Source organism: Hydrogenophaga sp. OTU3427, assembly GCF_038440225.1.
Classification (GTDB): domain Bacteria; phylum Pseudomonadota; class Gammaproteobacteria; order Burkholderiales; family Burkholderiaceae_C; genus Hydrogenophaga.
Genome location: NZ_JASATI010000037.1, coordinates 31,295 through 49,543, shown reverse-complemented (window position 1 = coordinate 49,543; position 18,249 = coordinate 31,295). Strand labels below are relative to the sequence as shown.

General features: G+C 66.1%; 17 protein-coding genes. 13 read left to right on the top strand and 4 right to left on the bottom strand.

Features of this window, described 5'->3' with window-relative positions; genetic code table 11:
- Nucleotides 1-658, bottom strand: a 658-nt coding sequence (locus tag AAHB17_RS18520) for a glutathione binding-like protein (protein WP_342132247.1), incomplete at its 3' end; no start/stop codon positions are given.
- Between the two features lie 270 nt (nucleotides 659-928).
- Here AAHB17_RS18520 and rimP point away from each other — a divergent pair.
- The 8 genes from rimP to AAHB17_RS18480 all read left to right on the top strand — a co-directional run bounded on the left by rimP (nucleotide 929) and on the right by AAHB17_RS18480 (nucleotide 11,411).
- Nucleotides 929-1,510: a ribosome maturation factor RimP gene (gene rimP / locus AAHB17_RS18515; protein ID WP_342132246.1), complete on the top strand. Its 582-nt coding sequence runs from the start codon at nucleotides 929-931 to the stop codon at nucleotides 1,508-1,510.
- A 93-nt stretch (nucleotides 1,511-1,603) separates the two neighbouring features.
- On the top strand, nucleotides 1,604-3,103 hold the full coding sequence (nusA, locus tag AAHB17_RS18510; RefSeq protein ID WP_342132245.1) for a transcription termination factor NusA: 1,500 nt from the start codon (nucleotides 1,604-1,606) through the stop codon (nucleotides 3,101-3,103).
- Between the two features lie 29 nt (nucleotides 3,104-3,132).
- Nucleotides 3,133-6,051, top strand: coding sequence for a translation initiation factor IF-2 (gene infB, locus AAHB17_RS18505; RefSeq protein WP_342132244.1), 2,919 nt, complete (start codon nucleotides 3,133-3,135; stop codon nucleotides 6,049-6,051).
- Between the two features lie 15 nt (nucleotides 6,052-6,066).
- A complete protein-coding gene (gene rbfA, locus AAHB17_RS18500) occupies nucleotides 6,067-6,438 on the top strand; it encodes a 30S ribosome-binding factor RbfA (protein ID WP_342132243.1) in 372 nt (123 codons plus the stop codon).
- 2 nt (nucleotides 6,439-6,440) lie between these two features.
- The gene (gene truB, locus AAHB17_RS18495; protein WP_342132241.1) at nucleotides 6,441-7,421 is read left to right on the top strand and encodes a tRNA pseudouridine(55) synthase TruB; all 981 of its coding nucleotides are present in this window, start codon (nucleotides 6,441-6,443) and stop codon (nucleotides 7,419-7,421) included.
- Nucleotides 7,418-9,244, top strand: a complete 1,827-nt coding sequence (typA, locus tag AAHB17_RS18490; RefSeq protein ID WP_342132239.1) for a translational GTPase TypA — start codon at nucleotides 7,418-7,420, stop codon at nucleotides 9,242-9,244. Before truB ends, typA begins: the two co-directional genes overlap by 4 nt.
- 110 nt (nucleotides 9,245-9,354) lie before the next feature.
- Nucleotides 9,355-10,272 carry a DMT family transporter gene (locus tag AAHB17_RS18485; RefSeq protein WP_342132238.1) on the top strand — a complete coding sequence of 306 codons (918 nt, stop codon included), beginning with the start codon at nucleotides 9,355-9,357 and terminating at the stop codon, nucleotides 10,270-10,272.
- On the top strand, nucleotides 10,272-11,411 hold the full coding sequence (locus AAHB17_RS18480) for an enoyl-CoA hydratase/isomerase family protein (RefSeq protein ID WP_342132236.1): 1,140 nt from the start codon (nucleotides 10,272-10,274) through the stop codon (nucleotides 11,409-11,411). Before AAHB17_RS18485 ends, AAHB17_RS18480 begins: the two co-directional genes overlap by 1 nt.
- A gap of 4 nt (nucleotides 11,412-11,415) precedes the next feature.
- Here the strand turns inward: AAHB17_RS18480 and smpB are convergent, their stop codons facing one another.
- On the bottom strand, nucleotides 11,416-11,901 hold the full coding sequence (gene smpB / locus AAHB17_RS18475) for an SsrA-binding protein SmpB (protein ID WP_342132234.1): 486 nt from the start codon (nucleotides 11,899-11,901) through the stop codon (nucleotides 11,416-11,418).
- A 56-nt stretch (nucleotides 11,902-11,957) separates the two neighbouring features.
- Here smpB and AAHB17_RS18470 point away from each other — a divergent pair, with 56 nt between their 5' ends.
- Together AAHB17_RS18470 and AAHB17_RS18465 are read left to right on the top strand one after the other, a co-directional pair.
- Nucleotides 11,958-12,407 (top strand): type II toxin-antitoxin system RatA family toxin, encoded by a 450-nt coding sequence (locus AAHB17_RS18470; RefSeq protein WP_342132233.1) that lies wholly within the window; start codon nucleotides 11,958-11,960, stop codon nucleotides 12,405-12,407.
- A complete protein-coding gene (locus AAHB17_RS18465) occupies nucleotides 12,404-12,733 on the top strand; it encodes an RnfH family protein (RefSeq protein WP_342132232.1) in 330 nt (109 codons plus the stop codon). Before AAHB17_RS18470 ends, AAHB17_RS18465 begins: the two co-directional genes overlap by 4 nt.
- A 22-nt stretch (nucleotides 12,734-12,755) precedes the next feature.
- Here the strand turns inward: AAHB17_RS18465 and AAHB17_RS18460 are convergent, their stop codons facing one another.
- A complete protein-coding gene (locus AAHB17_RS18460) occupies nucleotides 12,756-13,322 on the bottom strand; it encodes a DUF4124 domain-containing protein (protein ID WP_342132230.1) in 567 nt (188 codons plus the stop codon).
- A 72-nt stretch (nucleotides 13,323-13,394) separates the two neighbouring features.
- Between AAHB17_RS18460 and guaB the strand changes: the two genes are divergently transcribed.
- The 3 genes from guaB (at nucleotide 13,395) to AAHB17_RS18445 (ending at nucleotide 17,219) form a co-directional block, all read left to right on the top strand.
- Complete coding sequence (gene guaB, locus AAHB17_RS18455) at nucleotides 13,395-14,864, top strand: IMP dehydrogenase (RefSeq protein ID WP_342132229.1); 1,470 nt, start codon at nucleotides 13,395-13,397, stop codon at nucleotides 14,862-14,864.
- 71 nt (nucleotides 14,865-14,935) lie between these two features.
- On the top strand, nucleotides 14,936-16,552 hold the full coding sequence (gene guaA / locus AAHB17_RS18450; RefSeq protein WP_342132228.1) for a glutamine-hydrolyzing GMP synthase: 1,617 nt from the start codon (nucleotides 14,936-14,938) through the stop codon (nucleotides 16,550-16,552).
- 37 nt (nucleotides 16,553-16,589) lie between these two features.
- Nucleotides 16,590-17,219 (top strand): 2'-5' RNA ligase family protein, encoded by a 630-nt coding sequence (locus tag AAHB17_RS18445; RefSeq protein ID WP_342132227.1) that lies wholly within the window; start codon nucleotides 16,590-16,592, stop codon nucleotides 17,217-17,219.
- Nucleotides 17,220-17,226: 7 nt separating this feature from the next.
- Here AAHB17_RS18445 and AAHB17_RS18440 read toward each other — a convergent pair whose 3' ends face one another.
- Nucleotides 17,227-18,249 (bottom strand): LysR family transcriptional regulator, encoded by a 1,023-nt coding sequence (locus AAHB17_RS18440; RefSeq protein WP_342132226.1) that lies wholly within the window; start codon nucleotides 18,247-18,249, stop codon nucleotides 17,227-17,229.

Here is an 18,249-nt window from a genome sequence, read left to right as displayed (position 1 = left end):
GGTGGGGGTTTTGGGGTGTGCCAACAGCCCCCAACCCCGCCCCGCCGCGCCCCCCGGGGGGGCGCGCGGCCACCTTGTCGAACCAGGCCTTGAGCGCGGGGTAATCCGCCCAGTCTATGCCCTGGTTCTGCCAGTTGCGCAGCCAGGGGAAAACCGCGATGTCGGCGATGCTGTAGCTTTTGCCGCCCAGCCAGGGGCTGGCCTGCAGGCGCTTGTCCATCACGCGGTAAAGGCGTTTGGCCTCGTTGGTGTAGCGGTCGTAGGCGTAGTCGATTTTCTCGGGTGCGTAGAGCCGGAAATGGTGGGTCTGGCCCAGCATGGGGCCAACGCCGCCCATCTGGAACATCAGCCATTGCAAGACTTCGAATTTGTGGCGGTCGGATTTGGGCATAAATTTGCCGAATTTGGACGCCAGGTAAATCAGGATTGCGCCCGATTCGAACAGGGTGATCGGCTTGCCGTCGGGGCCATGGGGGTCGACCAAGGCCGGGATTTTGTTGTTCGGGCTGATCTGGAGGAATTCCGGCTGGAATTGCTCGCCTTTGCCGATGTTGATCGGGTGGGCGCGCCAGTCACGGCCTTCGCGCAGGCCGCATTCCTCCAGCATGATGTGCACTTTGTGCCCGTTGGGTGTGGGCCAGGAATAGACGTCGATCATCGTGGACTTCGAGGGGGTTTGCATGGAATGGGATGTGGCACTGTAAGACAGTGGCGCAAAAGTTGCTGGGGACACTGTCAAATCACCAGTGTTGGTGCTAAAATGCGAGCTTCACGACCAAATGGGCGGGTTATCACCGGCCCATTTTTTTTGGTCGATCGCTTTTGCTCCCTGGTTTTTCAGGGCGTTCCGGCAGGGGTTGCTGTCGGGGTCCTGGCAGGGCAAACGGCGGTGCAGGCACACATTCATTGATCGGGGCAGCACATCACGATGGCATGGCAAGACGCAGTTGAACAGACCGTTACCGGACTGGGGTACGACCTGGTGGAGCTTGAACGTTCCGCCGGGGGTTTGCTGCGCGTGACCATCGACCTGCCCTGGGAGCCCGGCCAGCCTGCGGCGGCCGAGCAGTTCGTCACCGTCGAGGACTGCGAGAAGGTCACCCGCCAGCTGCAGTTCCTGTTGGAGGTCGAGAACGTCGACTACAAGCGGCTGGAAGTGGGTTCGCCCGGCATCGATCGCCCCTTGCGCAACGACCGCGATTTCGAGCGCTTCGCCGGCCAGGTGGTGGACATCACGCTGAAGGCACCCATTGGCGCCACCGGCTCGGGCGTGGCGGTCAATCGCAAGAAATTCCGCGGCACGCTGGAGCGCACCGCCGATGGCGCCGGCTGGCAGATCGTCTGGGCCGATGAGCCGGTGCTCAAGCCTGGACAGAAGGTGGGCAAGAACCGCCCGCCGGCGCCGGTCCATGCCCTGGGTTTTGTCTGGGACGAATTGCGCGAGGCGCGGCTCGCGCCTATTGTCAGCTTCAAGGGGCGCTCGGCGCCCACGTCCTCGGACGGGGGCTGAGGCCGGACGGCTGTCGGCCAAACGAATGAGGTGGCCGTGCCCTGTCGGGCATGGTCCAAAAAAGAAACGAAAGACTGGAAAGGTGGCGGTGAAATGAATCGCGAACTGTTGATGCTGATCGATGCGATCTCACGTGAAAAGAACGTGGAGCGCGATGTTGTGCTGGGCGCCGTTGAGCTGGCGCTGGCTTCTGCCACCAAGAAGCTCTACAAGGGCGAGGTCGATATCCGCGTCGCCATCAATCCGGACAGCGGCGAATACGAAACCTTCCGCCGCTGGCTGGTGGTGCCCGACGAGGCCGGCCTGCAGAACCCCGACGCCGAGGAGCTGGTGAGCGACGCCCGCGACGAACTGGCGGACATCGAGGTGGGCGACCACATCGAGAAGCCGGTGGAAAGCGTGCCGATCGGCCGCATCGGCGCCATGGCCGCCAAGCAGGTCATCCTGCAGAAGATCCGCGACGCCGAGCGCGAAATGCTGCTCAACGACTTCATGAGCCGTGGCGACAAGATTTTTGTCGGCACCGTCAAGCGCATGGACAAGGGTGACCTGATCGTCGAGAGCGGCCGTGTCGAGGGGCGCCTCAAGCGCGGCGAAATGATCCCCAAGGAAAACTTCCGCACCGGCGACCGCGTGCGCGCCATGATCATGGAAGTGGACCTGACCCTGCGTGGCGCGCCCATCCTGCTGTCGCGTTCGGCGCCCGAGTTCATGATCGAGCTGTTCCGCCAGGAAGTGCCCGAGATCGAGCAGGGCCTGCTCGAGATCAAGAGCTGCGCGCGTGACCCTGGTTCACGCGCCAAGATCGCCGTGCTGTCGCACGACAAGCGTGTCGACCCGATCGGCACCTGCGTCGGCGTGCGCGGCTCCCGCGTCAACGGCGTGACCAACGAACTCGCTGGCGAGCGCGTGGACATCGTGCTGTGGAGCGAGGACCCGGCCCAGTTCGTCATTGGTGCGCTGGCACCGGCCAACGTTGTCTCCATCGTGGTGGACGAAGAGCGCCACGCCATGGACGTGGTGGTGGACGAGGAAAACCTCGCCATCGCCATCGGCCGGGGTGGCCAGAACGTGCGCCTGGCGTCCGAGCTGACCGGCTGGCGCATCAACATCATGACCGCCGACGAGTCGGCGCAGAAGCAGGCCGAAGAGGCCGACGGCATCCGCAAGCTGTTCATGGCCAAGCTGGACGTGGACCAGGAAATCGCCGACATCCTGATCGAAGAGGGTTTCACCAGCCTGGAAGAAGTGGCCTACGTGCCGCTGCAGGAAATGCTGGAGATCGAGTCCTTCGACGAAGACACCGTCAACGAGCTGCGTGCCCGTGCCAAGGACGCTTTGCTGACGATGGAAATCGCCAAGGAAGAAGACGTTGAGGAAGTCTCGCAGAACCTGCGCGACATCGACGGACTGACCGCCGAGTTGATTGCCAAGCTGGCCGAGTCGGGTGTGCACACCCGCGACGATCTGGCCGATCTGGCCACCGACGAATTGACCGAGATCACGGGTCAGACGCCTGAAGAAGCAACCGCCTTGATCATGAAGGCGCGCGAGCACTGGTTCACTGGCGACCAGGCCAACCAAGCGTCCTGAACCGGAGGCCTCAGCGGAGAACACCCCATATGACCAGTACCACCGTCGCCGAATTGGCAGCCGAACTCAACAAACCCACCACCGTCCTGCTGGATCAGCTCGCCGGTGCTGGTGTGCCCAAATCGTCGGGCAATGACGCCGTGTCCGAGGCAGACAAGCACAAGCTGCTGGGCTATCTGCAAGCCAGCCATGGCACCTCCAGTGGCGAACGCAAGAAGATCACGCTGGTGAAGAAGTCCACCACGGAAATCAAGCAGGCGGACGCCACCGGCCGCGCCCGCACCATCCAGGTCGAAGTGCGCAAGAAGCGCACCTTCATCAAGCGCGACGACGAACTGGGCGCGGTTGATGCCCCGGTCGAGAGCGCCGCGCCTGGGGTCGATCAGGACGAGCTGGCCCGCCGCGAGGAAGACGCCCGTCATCAGGCCGAGCTGCTGCGCCTGCAGGAAGAAGAGCTGGCGCAGAAACGCCGCGAGCGCGAAGAGCAGGAAGCCCGCGAAGCCGAGGCTGAGCGGGCGCGCCAGGTTGCCGAAGCCGCTGCTGCCGCCGAACAGGCGGCCAAGGCCGCCCAGGCCGAAGCCGAGCGCGCTGCGGCCGCTGCCGCATCGGCCGAGAAGGCGCCCGTGCAGGCGCAGGCCGCAGCACCGGCGGCCGCCGCGCCCGTGGTGGACGACGGCGCACGCATAGCGGCCGAAAAAGCCGCTGCCGACAAAGCCGCCGCAGGCAAGGCCGTGGCCGACAAGGCCGCCGCCGAGAAGCAGGCCGAGGAGGCCCGCGCCCGCGATCTGCAGGAACGCCGCCGCAAGGCCGAGGCCGAAGCCGCCAACATCCGCGCCATGATGGCCGCGCCCAAGAAGGTGCTGGTGGCCAAGAAGCCGGAAGAACCCAAGCCGGTGACCCCGGCCGCCGATGCCAAGGCCGGCATCAAGGGCACGCTGCACAAGCCCGCCACCACCGGCACCGCCCGTCCGGCCGTGACGGCCCCTGGCGCTGGTGGCAAGAAGGAAGTCAAGTCCGAGAACCTGTCCTCCACCTGGAAGGATGACGCGGCCAAGAAGAAGGAAATCAAGACCCGTGGCGACACCAGCGGTGGCCGTGGCAACTGGCGTGCCGGCCCGCGTGGCGGTGGCCGCCGTGGCGACCGCGACAGCCGCGACAGCGGTTCGAGCTTTGCCCAGCCGACCGAGACCAAGGTGATTGAGGTCCACGTGCCCGAAACCATCACCGTGGCCGAACTGGCGCACAAGATGTCGCTCAAGTCGTCCGAGGTCATCAAGCAGCTGATGAAGCTGGGCCAGATGGTCACCATCAACCAGTCGCTGGACCAGGACACCGCCATGATCGTGGTGGAAGAACTGGGCCACACGGCCGTGGTGGCGGCGCTGGACGATCCCGAGGCCTTCACCGACGACGAGGTCTCGCAACAGACCGCAGAAGCCCTGCCGCGTGCCCCTGTGGTCACCGTCATGGGCCACGTCGACCACGGCAAGACCTCGCTGCTGGACTACATCCGTCGCGCCAAGGTGGCGGCCGGCGAAGCGGGCGGCATCACGCAGCACATCGGCGCCTACCACGTGGAAACCGATCGCGGCATGATCTCCTTCCTCGACACCCCGGGTCACGAGGCGTTCACCGCCATGCGTGCCCGTGGCGCCCAGGCCACCGACATCGTGATCCTGGTCTGCGCGGCCGACGACGGCGTCATGCCCCAGACCAAGGAAGCCATCAAGCACGCGAAGGCGGCGGGTGTGCCCATGGTTGTGGCGCTGACCAAGATCGACAAGCCCGGCATCAACCTCGAGAAGGTGCGCTCCGAGCTGGTGGCCGAGGAGGTCGTGCCCGAGGAGTTTGGCGGTGATGTGCCCTTCGTGGGCGTGTCGGCCAAGACCGGCGAGGGCGTGGACGCGCTGCTGGAGCAGGTGCTGCTTCAGGCCGAAGTCCTGGAGCTCAAGGCGCCGGTGGATGCCATGGCCAAGGGCCTGGTGATCGAAGCCCGCCTCGACAAGGGCCGCGGTGCCGTGGCCACCGTGCTGGTGCAGTCCGGCACGCTGAAGGTCGGTGACGTGGTGCTGGCGGGTCAGACCTCGGGCCGCGTGCGCGCCATGCTGGACGAGGACGGCCGCACGACCAAGGAAGCCGGTCCGTCCATCCCGGTGGAAATCCAGGGTCTGGCTGAGGTGCCGCAGGCTGGCGATGACTTCATGGTGATGTCGGACGAGCGCCGCGCCCGCGAGATCGCCACCTACCGCGCCGGCAAGTACCGCAGCACCAAGCTGGCCAAGCAGCAAGCCGCCAAGCTGGAGAACATGTTTGCCGACATCGGCGCCGGCGAAGTCAAGATGCTGCCCATCGTCCTCAAGGCCGACGTGCAGGGTTCGCAGGAAGCGCTGGCGGCCTCGCTGCTCAAGCTGTCGACCGAGGAAGTCAAGGTGCAGATGGTGTACGCCGGCGTCGGTGGTGTCAGCGAATCCGACATCAACCTGGCGATCGCGTCCAAGGCGGTGGTCATCGGCTTCAACGTGCGCGCCGACGTGGGCGCCCGCAAGCTGGCCGAAGGCAACGACATCGACATCCGCTACTACAACATCATCTACGACGCGGTGGACGACCTCAAGGCCGCCATGTCGGGCATGCTGGCGCCGGAGAAGCGCGAAGAAATCATCGGTAACGCCGAGATCCGCACCGTGTTCGTGGCCACCAAGATCGGTACGGTCGCGGGCTGTATGGTCACCAACGGCCACGTCACCCGCAGCGCGCATTTCCGCCTGCTGCGCGACAACGTGGTGGTCTACACCGGCGAACTCGACTCGCTCAAGCGCATGAAGGACGATGTGCGCGAAGTCAAGGAAGGCTTCGAGTGCGGTATCAAGCTCAAGAACTACAACGACATCAAGGAAGGTGATCAGCTGGAGTTCTTCGAGATCAAGGAAATCGCGCGCACGCTGTAAGCGAAGCAGGCCGACATGCCCAAGAAGAAGTCCTCCGTCCCCAACCGCAGCTACCGCGTCAACGATCAGATCCAGCGCGATCTGACCGAGCTGATCGCGCGTGAGCTCAAGGACCCGCGCGTGGGCATGGTCACCATCCAGGCAGTGGAAGTCACGCCCGACTACGCCCACGCCAAGGTGTTCTACAGCCTGCTGACGGGCGATCCGCAGGAGACCCAGGAGGCCTTGAGTCAGGCCGCCGGATTCCTGCGCAACGGCCTGTTCAAGCGCCTGCACATCCACACCGTGCCGACCTTGCACTTCGTGTTCGACCGCACCACCGAACGTGCGGCCGACATGAATGCCTTGATCGCCAAGGCGGTTTCCTCGCGCGCCAAAGAGGACTGAGCATGACCGCGCCACGCACTCGGGTGCAGCGGCGCCCTGTGCATGGGGTGTTGCTGCTTGACAAGCCGCTGGGACTGTCCAGCAACCAGGCCTTGCAAAAGGCCAAATGGTTGCTGCGCGCCGAAAAAGCCGGCCACACCGGCACGCTCGATCCGCTGGCCACCGGTGTCTTGCCCTTGTGTTTTGGCGCGGCCACCAAGTTCAGCCAATTGCATCTGGACGCCGACAAGGCCTACGACACCACGGTGCGCTTGGGGCAAACGACCACCACAGCCGATGCCGAGGGCGAGGTAGTGCAAACGCGCCCTGTGACCTGTAGCGTGGGCCAGGTGGTGGAGGTGCTGGACCGCTTCATGGGGCCCATTGCTCAGGTGCCCCCGATGCACAGCGCGCTCAAGAAGGACGGCAAGGCGCTGTACGAGTACGCGCGGGACGGCGAGGCTGTGGAGCGCGAGCCACGCCACGTCGTCATCCACGACCTCGATCTGCTGAACATGCAGCTGGACGGCGACACGCCCCACCTCGACCTGCACGTGGTGTGCTCCAAGGGCACCTACATCCGCACCCTGGGTGAAGACATCGCTGAAACCCTGGGCTGTGGCGGGCACCTCACGGCCCTGCGCCGCACCCACACCGGCCGCTTCGGGCTGGCACAGACCATCACGCTGGCAGCGCTCGAAGCCATGGACGAAGACCAGCGCTGGGCGGCGTTGATGCCGGTCGACACCTTGCTGGACGGACACACCCGCGTCACGCTGGGCGCCGAAGATGCCGGGCGTTTCCTCAGTGGCCTGCGCCGCCGGGGCGACTGGCCCGACGCCGATCAGGTGGCTGTCTACGGCACCAACCCCCACACCCTGCTGGGCACTGCACACGTGGTGGCCGGTGAACTGATACCCGGGCGGCTGTTGAGCCCGATCGAAATTCAACAGATTCTAGAAAACCCGCTGCGCGATACAGAAGCAGCAAAGGACTTGTCATGAGCAAACAGATTCGCAACATCGCCATCATCGCCCACGTGGACCATGGCAAAACCACCATGGTCGACCAACTGCTGCGCCAGTCGGGCACCTTCGCCGACCACGAAAAAGTGGTTGACACGGTGATGGACAACAACGCCATCGAACGCGAGCGGGGCATCACCATCCTGGCGAAGAACTGCGCGGTCAGCTGGAAAGACACCCACATCAACATCGTCGACACCCCGGGCCACGCGGACTTCGGCGGCGAGGTCGAGCGTGCGCTGTCCATGGTCGACGGCGTGCTGCTGCTGATCGACGCCCAGGAAGGCCCCATGCCCCAGACCCGCTTCGTGACCAAGAAAGCGCTGGCCCTGGGCCTCAAGCCCATCGTGGTGGTGAACAAGGTCGACAAACCCGGCGCCAACCCCGACAAGGTCGTCAACGCCGCCTTCGACCTGTTCGACAAGCTGGGCGCCACCGACGAGCAACTGGACTTCCCCGTGGTGTACGCATCGGGCATCAACGGCTGGAGCTCGCTGGAAGAAGGCCCGCAGGGCGAGCAGTGGGGCCCCGACATGTCGGCTCTGTTCGACACCGTGCTCAAGCACGTGCCGCCGCAAAAGGGCGATCCGGCCGCGCCGCTGCAACTGCAGATCTCGGCGTTGGACTTCTCCACCTTCGTCGGCCGCATCGGTGTGGGCCGCGTGAGTCAGGGCACCATCAAGCCTGGCATGGACGTGCTGGTGATGGAAGGCCCGGACGGCAGCAGCGTCAAGGGGCGCATCAACCAGGTGCTGACCTTCCAGGGCCTGGACCGCGTGCAGGTGACCGAGGCCGGCCCGGGCGAGATCGTGCTGATCAACGGCATCGCCGACATCGGCATCGGCGTGACCGTGACCGACCCCCTGAGCCCCGCGCCGCTGCCCATGCTCAAGGTCGATGAGCCGACCCTGATCATGAACTTCTGCGTCAACACCAGCCCGCTGGCCGGCCGCGAAGGCAAGTACGTGACCAGCCGCCAGATCTGGGACCGCCTGCAGAAAGAGCTGCAGCACAACGTGGCGCTGCGCGTCAAGGAAACCGATGAAGACGGCGTGTTCGAAGTCGCCGGCCGCGGCGAACTGCACCTGACCATCCTGCTGGAAAACATGCGCCGCGAAGGCTACGAGCTGGCCGTGTCCAAACCGCGTGTGGTGTTCAAGGACATCAACGGCGAGCGCAACGAGCCCATCGAGCTGGTGACGGCCGACATCGAAGAACAGCACCAAGGCGGCGTGATGCAGGCACTGGGCGAGCGCAAGGGCGAGCTGGTCAACATGGACCCGGACGGTCGTGGCCGCGTGCGCCTGGAATACCGCATCCCGGCGCGTGGCCTGATCGGCTTCACCAACGAGTTCCTCAACCTGACCCGTGGTTCCGGCCTGATCTCCAACATCTTTGACGGCTACGAGCCGCACAAGGGCGACATCGCCAGCCGCAAGAACGGTGTGCTGATCTCCATGGACGACGGTGAAATCTTCACCTACGCCCTGGGCAAGCTCGACGACCGCGGTCGCATGTTCGTCAAGGCCAACGATCCGGTTTACGAAGGCATGATCGTCGGCATCCACAGCCGCGACAACGACCTGGTCGTCAACGCCACCCGCACCAAGCAGCTGACCAACTTCCGCGTCAGCGGCAAGGAAGACGCCATCAAGATCACGCCGCCCATCCTGCTGACGCTGGAGTACGGTGTCGAGTTCATCGAGGACGACGAGTTGGTCGAGATCACCCCCAAGAGCGTTCGCCTGCGCAAGCGCCACCTGAAGGAGCACGACCGCAAGCGCGCTTCGCGCGAGGCATGATCGGCAGGCATACTCCCTCGATCTGAGCGCTGCAGCCCCTTCGGGGGCTGCAGCTTCTTGGGGCCGGGCTTTTTGTGGGCTGGCGCCGTTGTTACAGGTCTGTGTTCGCAATGAAGTTGAAACATTCCCATGCCGTCTGGCTGATGGTGCTGGCGCCGCTGCTGTGGTCGACGGCCGGTGTGGTGACACGCCAGTTGGAAAACGCCCGTGCGTTCGAAATCACGTTCTGGCGCAGCTTCTTCACCGCGCTGTCGCTCATGGTCATCCTGCCGCTGTGGCAGGGCAGGGACGTGTGGGCCCGCATGTGGCGCGAGCGGCGGGCACTGCTGTTGTCCGGTCTTTGCTGGGGCGTGATGTTCACCGCCTTCATGGTCGCGCTCACGCTCACCTCGGTGGCCAATGTGCTGATCACGCTGGCGGCCGGCCCGCTGCTCACGGCCCTGACCGCACGTGTGGTCATCGGGCACCGGCTGCCCGCCCGCACCTGGGCGGCCATCGTGGTGGCCGGTCTGGGCATCGCCTACATGTTCGGCAGCCAGTTGGGTGAAGGCGGCGTGCTGGGCACGCTGGTGGCCTTCTGCGTGCCCGTGGCCGCGTCCATCAACTGGACGCTGGTCCAACGCAGCCAGCGCAGCGGCCACCAGGTCGATCTGGTGCCGGCGGTCCTGGTGGGCGCGGTGATTTCGTCGCTGGCCACCTTGCCGCTGGCCTGGCCGTTCGTCGCCAGCGCCCACGACATTGCCCTGCTCGCGGGCTTGGGTTTGGGCCAGCTTGCGGTACCCTGTGCGCTGGCGGTGGTGTGCGCGCGTGTCCTCAGTGCGCCCGAAGTCTCCTTGCTGGCCTTGCTCGAAGTGCTGTTCGGCATCGTGCTGGCGTGGCTGGGAGCGGGCGAGGTGCCTTCACAGCAGGTGATGCTGGGTGGCTTGCTGGTGACGGGTGCCCTGCTGGCCAACGAGTGGCTGGGCTGGCGCGAACGCGCGGGCCATTACCACATCGAGACCTTGGACACCGACGCAGGAGAACCGTGATGAGCCAGCAGCCCCCCCGCAACAGCGATGCCCCCGATGTGTTGACCGAGGTCACGGGAGGCGTGGGGTTCATCACCTTGAACCGTGCCCGTGCGCTCAACGCGCTCAACCTGGACATGGTCCGCAGCCTGACCGAGGTGCTGTTGCGCTGGCGCGAGGACGCCAAGATCCACGGTGTGGCCATACGCGGCAGCACCAAGGAAGGCCCTTTCGGTGGCTTCTGCGCCGGTGGCGACATCCGCTTCTTCCACCAGGCGGCGCTCGCGGGCGACCCGGCGCTGGAGGACTTCTTCACCGAGGAGTACGCGCTCAACCACCTGATCTTTCGCTACCCCAAGCCCTACATCGCCTTCATGGACGGCATCGTCATGGGCGGTGGCATGGGCATCAGCCAGGGCGCGAGCGTGCGTGTGGTGACCGAGCGGACCAAGATGGCCATGCCGGAAACCAACATCGGCCTCTTCCCCGATGTGGGCGGCGGCCATTTCCTCGGCAGCTGCCCGGGCAGGGTGGGGGAGTACCTGGCGCTGACCGGCCACGTGATCGGCGGCGCGCAGGCCGTGGCCTGGAACCTGGCCGACCTGATCGTGCCTTCGCAACACTTGCACCAGGCTTGGGAGGCGCTGGAACATTTCCGGCCCGGCTCGCCCAACGAGCTGCGGCAGCTGTGGCACCGCTGGTGCGAACAGGCGCACTGGAACGTGCCCTCGCAAGCGCCCGAGACGCTCCGCCCGGAACTGGAGGCTGCGTTTGCCCTGGCCACCGTGCCCGAGATCGTGGCGGCGCTGGAACGCGCCGACACCCAGGCCGCGGCCGAGACCGCCGGCATGCTGCGCCACCGCAGTCCCCTGATGCTGCACGTGGTGCTGGCGCAGTTGAGGCGGGCCCGCGGCATGACCCTGGCAGAGGACCTGCGCATGGAACGCGATCTGGTGCGGCACTGCTTCTTCACGCGCCACCTGGAGCGAAGCGGCGCGGCCAGTGAAACGGTGGAGGGCATACGCGCGCTGGCGGTGGACAAGGACCATACACCGCGCTGGAACCCGGCCCGCATCGAAGACGTGACGCCCGAGATGGTGGCGCCGTTTTTTGAAAGCCCCTGGCCGGCCGACGCGCATCCGCTGCGTCAGCTCGACTGAACCCCTAGCGGTGGTGCACCTTCATGGCCCGCTCCACCTCGCGCTTGCCTTCGCGCTCCTTGATGGTGTCGCGTTTGTCGTGTTCGGCCTTGCCGCGGCCGAGCGCGATCTCGCACTTGACCTTGCCGTTTTTCCAGTGCAGGTTGAGCGGCACCAGGGCGTAACCTTTTTGCTCCACCTTGCCCACCAGCCGGCCGATCTCGGCCTTGTGCAGCAGCAGCTTCTTGGTGCGCGCGGCGTCGGCGCTCACGTGGGTGGAGGTGGTGCGCAGCGGGTTGATCTGGCAACCGATCAGGTAGAGCTCGCCGTCGCGGATCAGCACATAACCGTCGGTGAGTTGCACCTTGCCCTCGCGCAGCGCCTTCACCTCCCAGCCATGCAACACCATGCCCGCCTCGAAGCGTTCCTCGATCGCGTAGTTGAACACGGCCTTCTTGTTGTCGGCGATGCGGCTGTCGGTGCTGGGTTTTTTGGCTGCGGGCTTGTTCATGTAGGCAATCTGAGGCGTTGCGGGACGAATACAATCCCGACGCGACCCGCGATTGTATGAAAAGTGTTCACAAGTCGGTCCTCATCTGGCACAGCGCACACGAGATGTTCACGCTGGTGACCGATGTGGCCCAATACCCCCGATTCCTGCCCTGGTGCGACCGCGCCGCCGTGCTGGAGCAGACCGCCGACGGCGTGGTGGCCCAGGTCGGCATCGCCATCGGCGGCATCCGCCAGAGCTTCACGACCCGCAACAGCCACGTCGAGAACGAACGGGTCGATCTGGCGCTGGTGGATGGGCCCTTTTCCCGCCTTGAAGGCCACTGGCGCTTCAGCCCCCTAGGGGAGGGCGCGCAGCGTGCCTGCAAGGTCGAGTTCACGCTCGACTACGACTTCTCCAGCCAGACACTGGCCGCGCTGGTGGGGCCGGTGTTCGACAAGATTGCTGGCAGCCTGGTGGACGCCTTCGTCAAGCGCGCCGACCAGGTCTACGGAGGTGTTGTGTGAACGTGGAGTTGGTGTTCAGCCCCGCGCCGCGCGAGACGCGGGTGTGGCGGCTGGACGTGCCAGCGGGGAGCTGCGTGGCCGATGCGCTGCGCGCGGCCGGCTGGCAACGGCCCGGTGGACCGGACTGGGGTGCCCAACCGTCCACGGGCATCTGGGGCCGCCGCCAGGCGCTGGATGTGCTGCTGCGCGAAGGCGACCGGGTGGAGGTCTACCGGCCGCTGCGGGTCGACCCCAAGGTGGCGCGGCGTGAGCGTTTTGTCCGCCAGGGCGCGCGCAGCACCGGGCTGTTCGCCCAACGCCGCCCGGGAGCGAAGCAGGGCTACTGAACACCCGTGCCGGCCAGCCGCGTCAGCGGCAGTTTTCGCGCATCACCTCTTCAGCGCGGCGCCGTTGGGTGGCTCGCCCGGCCTCATCCAGGTATTCGGTCTCGCCCTTGGCATTGGGCACCGTGAGCCGGGCGCCCGAATCGAGCGATGCCTTGTTCCTGCGCGCCGCTTCGCAATTGGCGGCGCGGGCCTTGGCCTCCTTCTCCTCGGCCGCCTTGCTTTCGGCCTTGCGCTTGTCGGCTTCGGCTTTTTCGAGTTGCTTTTTCTTCTCTTCCAGCTGCGAATCGGCCACCGCTGGGGAGACCGGCTTGTTGGTGGCGGCGGGTGGCGTGGTGTTCTCGGTGGCGCCGGTCGCCTTGGGCGCGTCCGCCGCAGCCGTGGCCGGGGCAGCGCGTTCGCCCGGGCGCTTCAAGATGTCCTTGTCCGCCACCGACGGCGGCGGTGGTTGGTCGCTGAACACGGGTCGCCCCGACGGGTCTTTCCACTGCCACTGGGCCGAGGCGGCCCCCGCAGCCATGGCGGCGGCGGCCAGCAAGCACAGCCCCAGCGGGCGGGACAGGCACGGACTGAGGGGGAAAATCGGCTTCATCGCCTCAGTGTAGCGCCGTCGCTCCAGGCTGGGCGCGGGGCACCAGTACAATACGTTTTTTGGAGCTTTCACATGCGCCTGCTCGGAAAAGCGCTCACCTTCGACGACGTCTTGTTGGTGCCCGCGTTCTCCCAAGTCCTGCCCAAGGACACCTCTCTCGCCACCCAGTTCACTCGCAACATCGCGCTCAACCTGCCCCTGGTGTCCGCCGCCATGGACACGGTGACAGAGGCACGCCTGGCCATCGCCATCGCCCAGGAGGGCGGCATCGGCATCGTCCACAAGAACCTGTCCGCCCAGGAACAGGCCGCGCACGTGGCCAAGGTCAAACGCTACGAGTCCGGCGTGCTGCGCGATCCGGTCGTCATCAGCCCCCAGACCACGGTGCGCCAGGTCATGAAGCTGTCGGACGAGCTGGGCGTGTCCGGTTTCCCCGTGGTGGACGCCGGCAAGGTGGTGGGCATCGTCACCGGGCGTGACCTGCGCTTCGAGACCCGCTATGACCTGGCCGTGAGCGAGATCATGACGCCGCGCGAGCGCCTGGTCACCATGCCCGACGGCACCACGCCGGCCGAGGCCAAGAAGCTGCTCAACAAGCACAAGCTGGAGCGCCTGCTGCTGGTCAATGACGCCTTCGAGCTCAAGGGCCTGATCACCGTCAAGGACATCACCAAGCAGCTCAACTTCCCCAACGCCGCGCGCGACGCCGCTGGCCGCCTGCGCGTGGGCGCGGCGGTGGGCGTGGGCGAGGGCACCGAGGAACGTGTGGAAGCCCTGGTCAAGGCCGGCGTCGACGCCATCGTGGTCGACACCGCCCACGGCCACAGCAAGGGCGTGATCGAGCGCGTGCGCTGGGTCAAGCAGAACTACCCGCAGGTGGACGTGATCGGCGGCAACATCGCCACCGGTGCCGCCGCGCTGGCGCTGGTGGAGGCCGGCGCTGATGGCGTCAAGGTCGGCATCGGCCCGGGCTCCATCTGCACCACCCGCATCGTGGCCGGCGTGGGCGTGCCCCAGATCACCGCCATCGACAACGTTGCCACCGCACTCCAGGGCACCGGCGTGCCCCTGATCGGTGACGGCGGCATCCGCTACAGCGGCGACATCGCCAAGGCCATCGCGGCCGGCGCCGGCACCGTCATGATGGGCGGCATGTTCGCTGGCACCGAGGAGGCGCCGGGCGAAATCGTGTTGTTCCAGGGCCGCAGCTACAAGAGCTACCGGGGCATGGGCAGCATCGGCGCCATGCAGCAGGGCAGCGCCGACCGCTACTTCCAGGAAAGCAGCACCGGCAACCCCAACGCCGACAAGCTGGTGCCCGAAGGCATCGAAGGCCGCGTGCCCTACAAGGGCTCGGTGGTCAGCATCCTGTTCCAGATGGCCGGTGGCCTGCGCGCCAGCATGGGCTACTGCGGCTGCGCCACGATCGAGGACATGCGCAACCGTGCCGAGTTCGTGGAGATCACCTCCGCCGGCATCCGCGAAAGCCACGTGCACGACGTGCAGATCACCAAAGAGGCCCCGAACTACCGGGCCGACTGATCTGGTCTGCCCCAGAGGCCGTCCCGCCGGACGGCCTTTTTGTTTTCTGATCCACACGAGCTTTGACCGCCATGCAACACCAGAAAATCCTCATCCTCGACTTCGGCTCCCAGGTCACCCAGCTGATCGCCCGGCGCGTGCGCGAAGCACATGTTTATTGCGAAGTGCACCCTTGCGACGTGAGCAGCGAGTGGGTGCGTGAATTCGCCGCCGATGGCCAGCTCAAGGGCGTGATCCTCTCGGGCAGCCACGCCAGCGTCTACGAGGTGGACGACAAGGCACCCGATGCGGTGTTCGAGCTCGGACTGCCGGTGCTGGGCATCTGCTACGGCATGCAGACCATGGCACAGCAGCTGGGCGGCAAGGTCGAGGCCGGGACCACCCGCGAATTCGGCTACGCCGAGGTGCGCGCCCGTGGCCACACGGCCCTGCTCAAGGACATCGCCGACTTCACCACGCCCGAGGGCCACGGCATGCTCAAGGTCTGGATGAGCCATGGCGACAAGGTCACCGAGCTCCCCCCGGGCTTCAAGCTCATGGCCAGCACCGACAGCTGCCCGATCGCCGGCATGGCCGACGAATCGCGCGGTTACTACGCCGTGCAGTTCCACCCCGAGGTGACGCACACGGTCCAGGGCAGGGCGCTGCTGGAACGCTTCGTGCTCGAGATTTGCGGCACCCGGCCGGACTGGGTCATGCGCGACCACATCGACGAAGCGGTGCAGAAAATCCGCGAACAGGTCGGCGACGAAGAGGTCATCCTCGGCCTGTCCGGTGGCGTCGATTCGTCGGTGGCCGCGGCGCTGATCCACCGCGCCATCGGCGACCAGCTCACCTGCGTTTTCGTCGACCACGGCCTGTTGCGTCTGAACGAAGGCGACATGGTGATGGACATGTTTGTCGGCAAGTTGCACGCCAAGGTGATCCGCGTCGACGCCGCCGACCAGTTCCTGGGCCACCTCGCCGGCGTGAGCGATCCGGAGGCCAAACGCAAGGTCATCGGCCGCGAATTTGTCGAGGTCTTCAAGGCCGAGGCCGCCAAACTCATTTCAAGTGGTGCTTCAACAAAAGGCGCCAAGTGGTTGGCACAAGGGACTATTTATCCGGATGTGATCGAGTCGGGTGGGGCCAAGAGCAAGAAGGCGGTCACCATCAAGAGCCACCACAACGTGGGTGGTTTGCCCGAGCAGCTGGGGCTGAAACTGCTGGAGCCGCTGCGCGACCTGTTCAAGGACGAGGTGCGCGAACTGGGCGTGGCCCTGGGCTTGCCGCACGACATGGTCTACCGCCACCCCTTCCCGGGACCGGGCCTGGGCGTGCGCATCCTGGGCGAAGTCAAAAAAGAGTACGCCGACCTGCTGCGCCGCGCCGACGCCATCTTCATCGAGGAACTGCGCTCCACCATCGACCACAACAGCGGCAAGACCTGGTACGAGCTCACCAGCCAGGCCTTCACGGTCTTCCTGCCGGTCAAGAGCGTGGGTGTGATGGGCGACGGCCGCACCTACGACTACGTCGTGGCCCTGCGCGCGGTGCAGACCAGCGACTTCATGACCGCCGACTGGGCCGAGCTGCCCTACGCCCTGCTCAAAAAGGTGTCCAGCCGCATCATCAACGAGGTGCGCGGCATCAACCGCGTGACCTACGACGTGAGCAGCAAGCCGCCGGCGACGATCGAGTGGGAGTGATTCCTGCCATTTGAGCCTGACATGTGAGGACGCCAAGATGACCCCAGGCCAACTCGATCTGCCGGGTTTTGAGGCTCCGCCTCCCGCAGCGATATCCGTTGCTTCGCGGCCCAGGCACAACCTGTTTTTTGCGTTGACGCCGCCGCTCGAGGTGGCGCAGCAGTGGGTCGACTGGACCGCGAAGCTGTGTGCGCGGCGTGGCTTGGGTGGCAAGGCCATGAGGGCGGACCTCTTGCATGTGTCCTTGCATGGTGTGTGGTCGGGCGAGACGCTGGTGCCGCTGGAGGTGGTTGAGCTGGCATGCGAAGCGGGCGGGCGCGTCCGCGCCGCCGAATGTCCGCTGACGTTTGACCGTGTGATGAGTTTTTCGGGTTCACGGGGGCAACCGGACAGGCATCCACTGGTGCTCAGGCAGGCTGGAGGGGCAGGGTCCGAATCCTTGTTTGCCCTGCATCGGCGCCTCGGGCTTGCACTGGCCCAGAACGGCTTTCGTGTCTCGGGCTCATTCACGCCCCATCTCACGCTGCGTTACACGCCCGGGGTTTTGCCCGAAGAGGCGACAGCGCCCATGGGCTGGTCTGCCACGTCCCTTGTGTTGATCGACAGCCATGTGGGCGCAAGCCACCACGAACGTCTGGCGGAGTGGCCCTTGTCGGCCCGGGCCTGATGGATCCTCAAGGCCCAGCGGGGCGCCGAGGGGGGGCCGTGGCCGACGCGCGTCCCTGACGTTTGGCGTACCAGGCGGGCCGCGTGGTGGTGGTGGGACGCTCGCCGATGGCACGCCGGCATTCGGATTCCAGTCCTTCCAGCAGCTCACCCAGAAACGCGATGAGGGATTGGACGGCGACATCGTTCCTGGCCTCGGCCCGGTACAGCGCGCTGAAGGGCGGTGAATCCTTGCTGTCCCAGTCGGCGAGCACGGGCTGCAGCCGGCCGGCCTTCACGTGGGGCCAAACCGAGACGTCGGCGAAGCGGCCCACGCCCAGCCCTTCGAGCACGGCCTGCAGCACGTAGTCGCGGCTGTCGCTGACCAGCCAGCCCCGCACCGCCACCTGCTCGGACTGGTCGCCCCGCGCGTGGCGCCACAGATCGAGCACGGTGCCCTCCGGCGTGCGCACCAGCAGGCAGTCGTGCCCGGCCAGATCGGCCAGCCGCGCCGGCACTCCGCGCCGCGCCCAGTAGGCCGGGCTGGCACAAATGATGAGCCGGCTTTGCGCCAGGCGCTTTTGCACCAGGCTCACGTTGCCCGGCCAGCCCAGTGCCACCAGCACGTCCAGGCCTTGCGCCTGCGCATCGGTCACCGTCAGGTGGTCTATCGAGCGCAGCTCAACCTGCACGCTGGGGTGCCGCTCGCGGTAGAGGCCCAGCGCGGGCACCAGCAGCAGGCGCGACAGCAGCCCGGGCGCGCCCACCACCAGGGTGCGCGGGGAGGGCGTGGCGCCGGACGTCAGGGCGCGCTCCGCACCGGCCAGCTGCGCCACCAGGGGTTGACACAGGTCCAGGTAGTTCTGGCCCTGGGCCGTGAGCCGCAGGCCTTGGGTGTTGCGGTCCATCAGCCGCACGCCCAGTTCCCGCTCCAGCGCACCGATCAGTTTGGTGATGGCGGGCACGCTCACCTCCAACCGCCGGGCGGCTGCCGAAAAGCTGCCGGCTTCGGCGGCGGCAATGAAGTAGTGCAAGGCCCTGAGCTTGTCCAT